The organism is uncultured Streptococcus sp. (genome assembly GCF_915066115.1).
Taxonomy (GTDB): Bacteria; Bacillota; Bacilli; order Lactobacillales; family Streptococcaceae; genus Streptococcus.
Map to the genome: position 1 here is coordinate 1 of NZ_CAJZDT010000076.1, position 9,223 is coordinate 9,223.

The window sequence follows — 9,223 nt, forward strand, 5'->3', positions numbered from 1 at the left end:
TGAGTTGCCGATTGCCTCTGCTCAAGTCAAGTCAGCCTTGATGTTTGCGGCCTTGCAGGCTCAGGGGGAATCCGTTATTCTTGAGAAAGAATGTACTCGTAACCACACCGAAGATATGTTGCAACAATTTGGTGGCCATTTAAGTGTGGATGGCAAGAAAATCACAGTCCAAGGGCCACAAAAATTGACAGGACAAAAGGTGATCGTGCCAGGAGATATTTCCAGTGCAGCCTTTTGGTTGGTCGCAGGTTTGATTGTTCCAAATTCTCGTGTAGTGCTGAAGAATGTTGGTATCAACGAAACACGTACTGGTATTATTGATGTCATTCGCGACATGGGTGGAAAATTGGAAATAACTGAAATCGATCCAGTCGCTAAATCTGCTACCTTAACTGTTGACTCTTCTGACTTGAAAGGAACAGAGATTGGTGGTGCCGTGATTCCACGTTTGATTGATGAATTGCCCATTATTGCTCTCCTAGCGACACAAGCCCAAGGTGTAACAGTCATTAAGGATGCTGAGGAGCTCAAGGTCAAGGAAACAGACCGCATTCAGGTAGTAGCAGACGCCTTAAATAGCATGGGAGCAGATATCACCCCTACAGCAGATGGGATGATTATCAAAGGCAAATCAGCCCTTCACGGTGCTAGAGTCAATACATTTGGTGATCACCGTATCGGCATGATGACAGCTATCGCAGCTCTTTTGGTAGCAGATGGAGAAGTGGAGCTTGACCGTGCAGAAGCCATCAATACCAGCTACCCTAGCTTCTTTGATGATTTGGAGAGCTTGATTCATGGCTAAGGTGTTATTAGGCTTTATGGGGGCTGGTAAATCGACTATTGCAAGAGGCTTGGAACCTAATTACCTTGATATGGATGCCCTGATTGAGAAACGCTTAGGTATGTCCATTGCGGATTTTTTCGCTGAAAAGGGAGAAGTGGCCTTTCGTCAGCTAGAATCAGAAGTCCTAGCTGAGTTACTACAAAGAGACCAAGTTGTGTCAACTGGTGGAGGAGTGGTTATTTCTGAACGAAATCGTGACTTGCTCAAGACTAATCCGGATAATATCTACCTGAAAGCAGATTTTGAAACCCTCTACCAACGCATAGCAGCTGATAAGGACAATCAGCGCCCGCTTTTTCTAAATAATAGTAAGGAAGAATTAGCAGCTATTTTCCAAGAAAGACAGGCCTGGTATGAGGAAGTGGCTAGTCGGATTTTGGATGTGACCAAGCTAAGCCCAGAGGAAATTATAGAGGAACTGAGATGAAAATTGCGTATCTAGGTCCCAAGGGATCATTTTCACACCACGTTGTGCAGACAGCTTTTCCTCATGAGGAATTGCAGGCTTTTGCCAATATTACAGATGTTATCAAAGCCTATGAACAAGGCTTGGTGGACTATTCTGTGGTGCCAGTTGAAAATTCTATCGAGGGTAGTGTTCATGAAACCTTGGACTACCTTTTTCATCAGGCTCGCATTCAAGCAGTAGCAGAAATCGTTCAACCCATTCATCAGCAATTGATGGTGGTTCCGGGTCATACTAAGATTGAAAAGATTTTTTCTCATCCACAGGCTTTGGCGCAAGGAAAGAAATTTATCGATGAAGAGTATCCAGATGCTCAAATCGAGGTGACTGCTAGTACAGCTTATGCGGCCCGTTTTATTTCCGAACATCCAGATCAGCCTTATGCAGCCATTGCACCAAGAAGTTCTGCTGAAGAATATAGCTTGGAACTGATTGCCGAGGATATTCAGGAAATGGAAGCCAATTTCACACGTTTCTGGGTTTTGGGAGCTGAAGGTGCAACCATTCCCTTGCAAGCACAAACTGAAAAAATGAGTTTGGCCTTGACCTTACCTGACAACCTTCCCGGTGCCCTCTACAAGGCTCTTTCGACCTTTGCTTGGAGAGGAATTGACCTGACAAAAATTGAAAGCCGTCCACTCAAGACAGCACTGGGAGAATACTTTTTCATTATCGATGTGGACTATGACGATAAGAATCTGGTCCACTTTGCCCAAAAAGAATTAGAAGCGATTGGAATCCAGTATAAAGTTCTGGGTGCCTATCCCATTTATCCAATATCAGACCATGGAAAGGATAGAAGATGAGTAAAGAAAATCCTTTAAGCCATCACGAGCAGTTACGTTATGACTATCTCTTTAAGAATATTCATTACCTCAATGAGCGAGAGAAAAAAGAGTTTGCATACCTGCAAGGTAAGTTAAATACGGCTAGCAGTAGTGAAGCTTCTCCAGAAATTCATAATGAAAATCACGATATGGAAGAGTCTTTCATGGAACCAATCAATCAGTCTCCTCTTCCATCTTATGGTAACCGTAGTCGTGCAAAAAAATACCAGAAAAGCCATTCTCAACCAAAGGTTAAGTCCAAAAAACGTAAGATTCGTTGGGGGCGCATTTTTGCTGGATTGCTTGCCCTTTTAGCCTGTGTCGGTTTTGGCATGATTTTTATGTTCCTAAAAGGCTATTCAAATGCTGATCCAAACAAACCTGCCAATGCAAAGGCAGCTCAAGTAGAAGTTTTTCATGGTCAAGATACCAAGGATGGGGTCAATATTTTGATTATGGGAACGGATGGACGGATTGGCCAAAACAGTGCTGAAACGAGAACGGACTCTATTATGGTTCTAAACGTTGGTGGCTCAGATAAGAAAATTAAGCTGGTCAGCTTCATGCGTGATAACTTAGTTTATATTGATGGATATAGTAAGATTATCAATGGAAAGAAACAAACAGATAACAAGTTAAATGTAGCCTATGAACTAGGGGAACAAGAAGGCCAAAAAGGGGCAGAAATGGTCCGAAAAGTTCTAAAGGACAATTTTGACTTGGACATTAAGTATTATGCCTTAGTAGACTTCCAGGCCTTCGCAACCGCTATTGACACTCTCTTCCCAGATGGGGTGACAATTGATGCCAAATTCTCAACCTTAGAAGGTCAACCTTTAACAGAAGCTACAGTCGGAGATGATTTACATGCGACTGAGACTGAGTCTCCAACCCAGACTATCAAAGTCGGGAAACAGCAGATGAATGGTTCGACCTTGCTCAACTATGCTCGTTTCCGCGATGACGATGAAGGTGATTACGGTCGTACCAAGAGACAACAGCAAGTGTTGACAGCTGTTCTGCAGCAACTCAAGGATCCAACCAAACTCTTTACTGGATCAGAAGCACTTGGTAAAGTATTTGGCATGACATCTACGAATATTCCTTATAGTTTCTTATTGACCAATGGCTTATCCTTCCTAGATGGAACGCAAAATGGCATTGAAAGATTAACAGTTCCAGAACTGGGTGATTGGGTGGATGCCTATGATGTCTATGGAGGACAGGCACTCTTAGTAGACCAAAATAAATATCAAACTAAACTTTCTCAGATGAGGATGAGATAAACTAATACAGGAAAAATCAAAGTTCGAATCACCAGTAAAATAGTGGTTTGAACTTTGATTTTTCTTAGTGTCTGATGGATTTTTCAGGCTTTTTTATGGTATAATAAAACGATATAACTCGTTATTGAACAGAAGAGGAGAGACATGAGTGATTTGAAAGCGATTCAGGCTCGTAGTCTGGAAATGGCTGAATATTTCGTCGCATTTTGTAAAGAACATGATTTGCTTTGTTATCTTTGTGGTGGAGGTGCTATTGGTGCCCTTCGAAACAAGGGTTTCATTCCTTGGGATGATGATCTAGATTTTTTTATGCCCCGTAAGGATTATGAGAAATTGGTAGAATTATGGCCTCGTTATGCAGATGAGCGTTATTTCTTGTCAAAGAGTAACAAGGATTTTGTAGACCGCAATCTTTTTATTACTATTCGTGACAAGGAAACTACCTGCATTAAACCTTACCAGCAAGATTTGGATTTGCCACATGGTTTGGCTTTGGATGTTTTGCCTTTAGATTATTATCCGAAAAATCCAGCTGAGCGGAAAAAACAGGTTCGTTGGGCCCTGATCTATTCTCTTTTTTGTGCGCAAACTGTTCCAGAAAAGCATGGCGCACTTATGAAATGGGGGAGTCGCATTTTACTGGGTGTGACACCAAAATCTCTTCGTTATCGCATTTGGAAAAAAGCTGAAAAAGAAATGACCAAGTACAGTCTGGCTGAGAGCGATGGAATCACGGAGTTATGCTCTGGTCCTGGCTACATGAGAAACAAGTACCCAATCGCATCCTTTGAAGATAATCTCTTCTTGCCATTTGAAGAGACAGAGATGCCCGTTCCAGTCGGCTATGATGCCTATCTCAGCACTGCTTTTGGTGATTATATGACACCTCCACCAGCAGACAAACAAGTACCGCATCATGACGCCATTATAGCAGATATGGACAAGAGCTACACAGAGTACAAGGGAGAATATGGTGGCTAAGAAAAAAATATTATTTTTTATGTGGTCTTTTTCTCTCGGAGGTGGAGCAGAGAAGATTTTATCTACCATTGTTTCAAATCTGGATCCAGAAAAGTATGATATTGATATTCTTGAAATGGAGCATTTTGACAAGGGATATGAATCTGTTCCGAAACATGTACGAATTTTAAAATCCCTTCAGGATTATCGCCAAGCCAGATGGTTACGAGCTCTTTTGTGGAGAATGAGAATTTATTTTCCAAGATTGACTCGGCGCTTGCTTGTGAAAGATGACTATGATGTTGAAGTTTCCTTTACAATTATGAATCCACCGCTTTTGTTTTCTAAAAGAAAAGAAGTCAAGAAGATATCTTGGATTCATGGAAGTATTGAAGAATTTCTTAAGGATAGCTCAAAAAGGGAATCACATAGACGCCAGTTGAATGCTGCGGATACCATTGTAGGAATTTCGAATAAAACCAGCAATTCTATCAAGGAAGTCTATCCAGATTATGCTTCAAAATTAGAGACGGTCTACAATGGTTATGATTTTAAGACTATTCTAGAAAAATCTCAAGAGAAGATCGATATCGAGATTGCTCCTCAAAGTATCTGTACCATTGGACGGATTGAGAAAAATAAGGGTTCTGACCGTGTAGTGGAAGTGATACGACTATTACACCAAGAGGGAAAACATTATCACCTTTACTTTATAGGTGCTGGTGACATGGAAGAGGAACTGAAAAAACGAGTCAAAGAGTATGGGCTCGAGGACTATGTACATTTCCTTGGTTATCAAAAAAATCCTTATCAGTATTTATCTCAGACGAAAGTTCTCTTGTCTATGTCTAAGCAAGAAGGGTTTCCTGGAGTGTATGTTGAGGCCTTGAGTCTGGGACTTCCTTTTGTCTCTACAGATGTTGGAGGGGCTGAGGAATTATCCCAAGAAGGTCGATTTGGACAAATCATTGAGAGCAATCAAGAGGCAGCTCAGGCAATTACGAACTACATGACATCTGCCTCAAACTTCGATGTCAATGAGGCTAGTCAATTTATTCAACAATTTACAATTGCCAAACAAATCGAACAAGTAGAAAAACTATTAGAGGAGTAGCATGGAAACTGCATTAATTAGTGTGATTGTGCCAGTCTATAATGTGGCGCAGTACCTAGAAAAATCGATAGCTTCCATTCAGAAGCAGACCTATCAAAATCTGGAAATCATTCTTGTCGATGATGGAGCAACGGATGAAAGTGGTCGCTTGTGTGATTCAATTGCTGAACTAGATGATAGAGTTTCAGTGCTTCATAAAAAGAATGAAGGCTTGTCACAAGCGCGAAATGATGGAATGAAGCAGGCTCATGGGGATTATCTGATTTTTATTGACTCAGATGATTATATTCATCCAGAAATGATTCAGAGTTTATATGAGCAATTAATTCAAGAAGATGCGGATGTTTCGAGCTGTGGTGTTATGAATGTCTATGCTAATGATGAAAGCCCACAGTCAGCCAATCAGGATGAGTATTTTGTCTGTGATTCTCAAACATTTCTAAAGGAATACCTCATAGGTGAAAAAATACCTGGAACGATTTGCAATAAGCTAATCAAGAGAGAAATCGCAATTGCCCTATCCTTTCCTAAAGGGTTGATTTATGAAGACGCCTATTATCATTTTGATTTAATCAAGTTGGCCAAGAAATATGTGGTTAATACCAAACCCTATTATTACTATTTCCATAGAGGGGATAGCATTACGACAAAACCGTATGCAGAGAAGGATTTAGCCTATATTGATATCTACCAAAAGTTTTACAATGAAGTTGTGAAAAACTATCCTGACTTGAAAGAGGTTGCTTTTTTCAGATTGGCCTATGCCCACTTCTTTATTCTGGATAAGATGTTGCTAGATGATCAGTATAAACAATTTGAAGCCTATTCTCAGATTCATCGTTTTTTAAAAGGCCATGCCTTTGCTATTGCTAGGAATCCAATTTTCCGTAAGGGGAGAAGAATTAGTGTTTTGGCTCTATTCATAAATATTTCCTTATACCGATTCTTATTACTAAAAAATATTGAAAAATCTAAAAAATTACATTAGAACGGGGGTGAGCAAGTGATTGATGGAAAACGATTATTATTTAGTTTGACCATAGTCAGTTATGCCTTGACGCTAGTAAGTGGAATTGTGTATCTGTTTAATAATAACAATGTTAGCTTGCTTTCTACTTTATTGTTCTTACTGGTTAGTAGCTTAATTGCTTGTTGGAATGATATCAAGTATTACTTAATCCATTTTATTTTCTTTTTAACTATTTTTGTATTTCTGGTATCAAGGCCGACCATTGATTATTTTAGGGATGGTGCTTTAGATACCTATCATCCCATAGCCTATCGCTTTGCTTTTATAGTCGTCATGGTTTCGATATTGGGATTGACCACAGGAGGACTTCTAGCTCGCTATTTTATAGCTAGAAAGAAAATACAAGTACCCAAGATAAGAAGTTCTCTAAAAGATGTTTACATCAAGCGGTTGCGCTTTGTATCGCTAGGAGTTTTTCTTCTAACCTATCCTTTCTATTTCATTCGGTTATTTGAACGGCTCCTGTATCGCTTGCAGACTTCCTACTATGCCTACTATGCAAACTTTGAAAGTAAACTGCCTTATTTTACCTATATCTTATCAACATTTACGGTCTATGCAATGTGTATGTATTTGGCAACCAAGCCAAAGAAATTGCAGGCAACAGCAGTGCTTGTCTCCTTTATTGCAGCTAATACTATTCATTTGGCAATCGGGACACGCAATCCCTTTATTTTAAGTATTTTATTTGCTTTCGTTTATTACTTTATGCGGGAGCAAACAGAAAAGGGAAAATGGATTGGATTTAAAGAAAAGTTAGCGATTTTTGTAGGTTCTCCTATTCTCATGTTAGCGATGGGAATACTCAATTATGTACGGGATAATGTCCAGGTTTCCCATACAGGTTTCTGGGATATCCTGCTTGACTTTATCTATAAACAAGGAACCAGTTTTGGTGTTTTGGCTAGAGGCTTTCTATTTAACAGTAGCCTCCCTTACCGAGATTTACGCAATTTTACTTTTGGTCCTGTTATTGATTATTTTGCAAGGGGAAGTTTAGGGGCCATTTTCGGAGGAAAAGCCTTTGAACATACAACCAATAGTGTGGAACTAGCTATTGATAGCAATAGTTATGCCCACAATCTATCCTATCTTGTCTTGAACAAGGAATACTTGAAAGGACATGGTATCGGAAGTAGCTATATTATGGAGTTGTATACCGACTATGGTATGATAGGAGTCTTTCTACTTAGTCTCTTGCTAGGTATGTTATTCATAGCCATGCTGCAAGTAGCCTATCGTTCAAGAACAATCCTATTTGCCTTGTCCCTACTCATCTTGAATAATCTATTCTTTATGCCAAGAAGTAGCTTTTCAGAAAGTTTCTTCAATTTATTTACAATGCAATTCTGGGGAATTGTTCTTGTGATTATATTTGTAGCGAAAATGCTTACAAAAGAGAACCAGTATCTACTAAACAAAGGAGAAAAAAATCATGTTTGAACATTATTCAGTAGCTGATTTGTTTGCAAATCTTTATAAAAAACGAAAAGCAAATATTCTAGCTCTCATCGCTTTATTTGCTCTCATTGCTGTACCATTTACAATTAAAGCAGTTAAGAATAAAAATACTGTCAAAGATACAACAAGTTATTCAACTTATATCAGCTATAAAATCACACCTCCAGAAGATTCAGCTAAAACAATTTTGAATCATCAAATTGGTGGTTATAGTGATTTCTACGGGAAATTGATTGATGGGAATTTGAATGGAGCTTATCTTTTCAATGATGTAGAGCCTAGTGAGTTGAAAAAAATTGCCAGTGAATTGGATACGACAGAGACAACCTTGAAAAATTCTACAAGTGACTATTGGTGGAAAAAATTGACTGTCTACTATATGATTGACGATGCAGGGGTTGGTGTGAAAATTTTGACACCAAGTAAAGATGCCAATGACTTGTTAGAGAAAAAGATTGATGCATTGGTTGATAAATTTAAAAATACCTATGCAAACGTGAAAATTGAAAAATTGGAAACCATCAATTCTAAAGAATTGAACGCAAACGGTGAGACAGCGCTTGGATTAAACGTCAAGAATCTGATCCTTCGTCTAGCTGTTATTGGAGTAGTTTGTGTGATTTTGGTTGTGATGGGAAATGTATTGGTTTATCTCTTTAACCCAACAATCAATAGAGCAGGTGATTTTTCTCAATATCAAATTGATTTTGTAACAGAGATTACAACAATTGCTAATCTAGCAGATATTCTATCATACAAAAATGCTGGACAAGAATTGACTATCGTTAGCTCAAATAAAGCTATTCTAGATAAATTAAAACAAAATCAAGAGACTTTAAAAGGAATGCATTTTGTAGATTTACAAGATGTACCATCTCTTTTAGAAAGAGATACAGTCCTTCTTGTTGAAGAGTACGGAGTAACTCGTTATAAGAAATTTGAACAAAGTCTTCAAATTCTTCGAAACTTAAATCGTTCTATCCTTGGTGTAGCAACCTTTAAATTATAAGCATTCTGATACATCGAATCTCTAAAGTTGGCGAAGAGTCGATTTTGAGGCTCCATAATATTTGTAGTGGGTACCCTCCATATAGATATTATGGAGTCTATTTTGTTGTGTTGTTAGAAGATAGTAGTCACTGAGAGTCCTCTAGTAAAGAATATCAACAAATCCGTTAGATTCTCAATTCAAAGATTACTTAAAAGTTAATTGAAAAGACTTCTATGAAAGA

The 9,223-nt window shown here is 38.7% G+C and carries 8 protein-coding genes and 1 pseudogene; all 9 read left to right on the forward strand.

Features of this window, described 5'->3' with window-relative positions; translation table 11 throughout:
• A pseudogene (locus tag QZ565_RS06180) lies at window positions 1–805 on the forward strand (3-phosphoshikimate 1-carboxyvinyltransferase); the annotation flags it as partial.
• Complete coding sequence (locus QZ565_RS06185; RefSeq protein WP_295527021.1) at window positions 798–1,274, forward strand: shikimate kinase; 477 nt, start codon at window positions 798–800, stop codon at window positions 1,272–1,274. The pseudogene QZ565_RS06180 and the gene QZ565_RS06185, both read left to right, overlap by 8 nt.
• Entirely contained in the window at window positions 1,271–2,119 is an 849-nt protein-coding gene (gene pheA / locus QZ565_RS06190) for a prephenate dehydratase (RefSeq protein WP_295527024.1), read from the forward strand. Before QZ565_RS06185 ends, pheA begins: the two co-directional genes overlap by 4 nt.
• Entirely contained in the window at window positions 2,116–3,426 is a 1,311-nt protein-coding gene (locus QZ565_RS06195; protein WP_295527027.1) for an LCP family protein, read from the forward strand. Before pheA ends, QZ565_RS06195 begins: the two co-directional genes overlap by 4 nt.
• Before the next feature lie 144 nt (window positions 3,427–3,570).
• A complete protein-coding gene (locus QZ565_RS06200; protein WP_295527030.1) occupies window positions 3,571–4,407 on the forward strand; it encodes a phosphorylcholine transferase LicD in 837 nt (278 codons plus the stop codon).
• On the forward strand, window positions 4,397–5,500 hold the full coding sequence (locus QZ565_RS06205; RefSeq protein WP_269797641.1) for a glycosyltransferase: 1,104 nt from the start codon (window positions 4,397–4,399) through the stop codon (window positions 5,498–5,500). The genes QZ565_RS06200 and QZ565_RS06205 overlap by 11 nt, the downstream gene beginning before the upstream one ends.
• Before the next feature lies 1 nt (window position 5,501).
• Window positions 5,502–6,488, forward strand: coding sequence for a glycosyltransferase family 2 protein (locus QZ565_RS06210; RefSeq protein WP_295527036.1), 987 nt, complete (start codon window positions 5,502–5,504; stop codon window positions 6,486–6,488).
• 15 nt (window positions 6,489–6,503) lie between these two features.
• Window positions 6,504–7,973, forward strand: coding sequence for an O-antigen polysaccharide polymerase Wzy family protein (locus QZ565_RS06215; protein WP_033686740.1), 1,470 nt, complete (start codon window positions 6,504–6,506; stop codon window positions 7,971–7,973).
• Entirely contained in the window at window positions 7,966–9,000 is a 1,035-nt protein-coding gene (locus tag QZ565_RS06220; RefSeq protein WP_033686739.1) for a hypothetical protein, read from the forward strand. The genes QZ565_RS06215 and QZ565_RS06220 overlap by 8 nt, the downstream gene beginning before the upstream one ends.
• Window positions 9,001–9,223 lie beyond the last annotated feature (223 nt).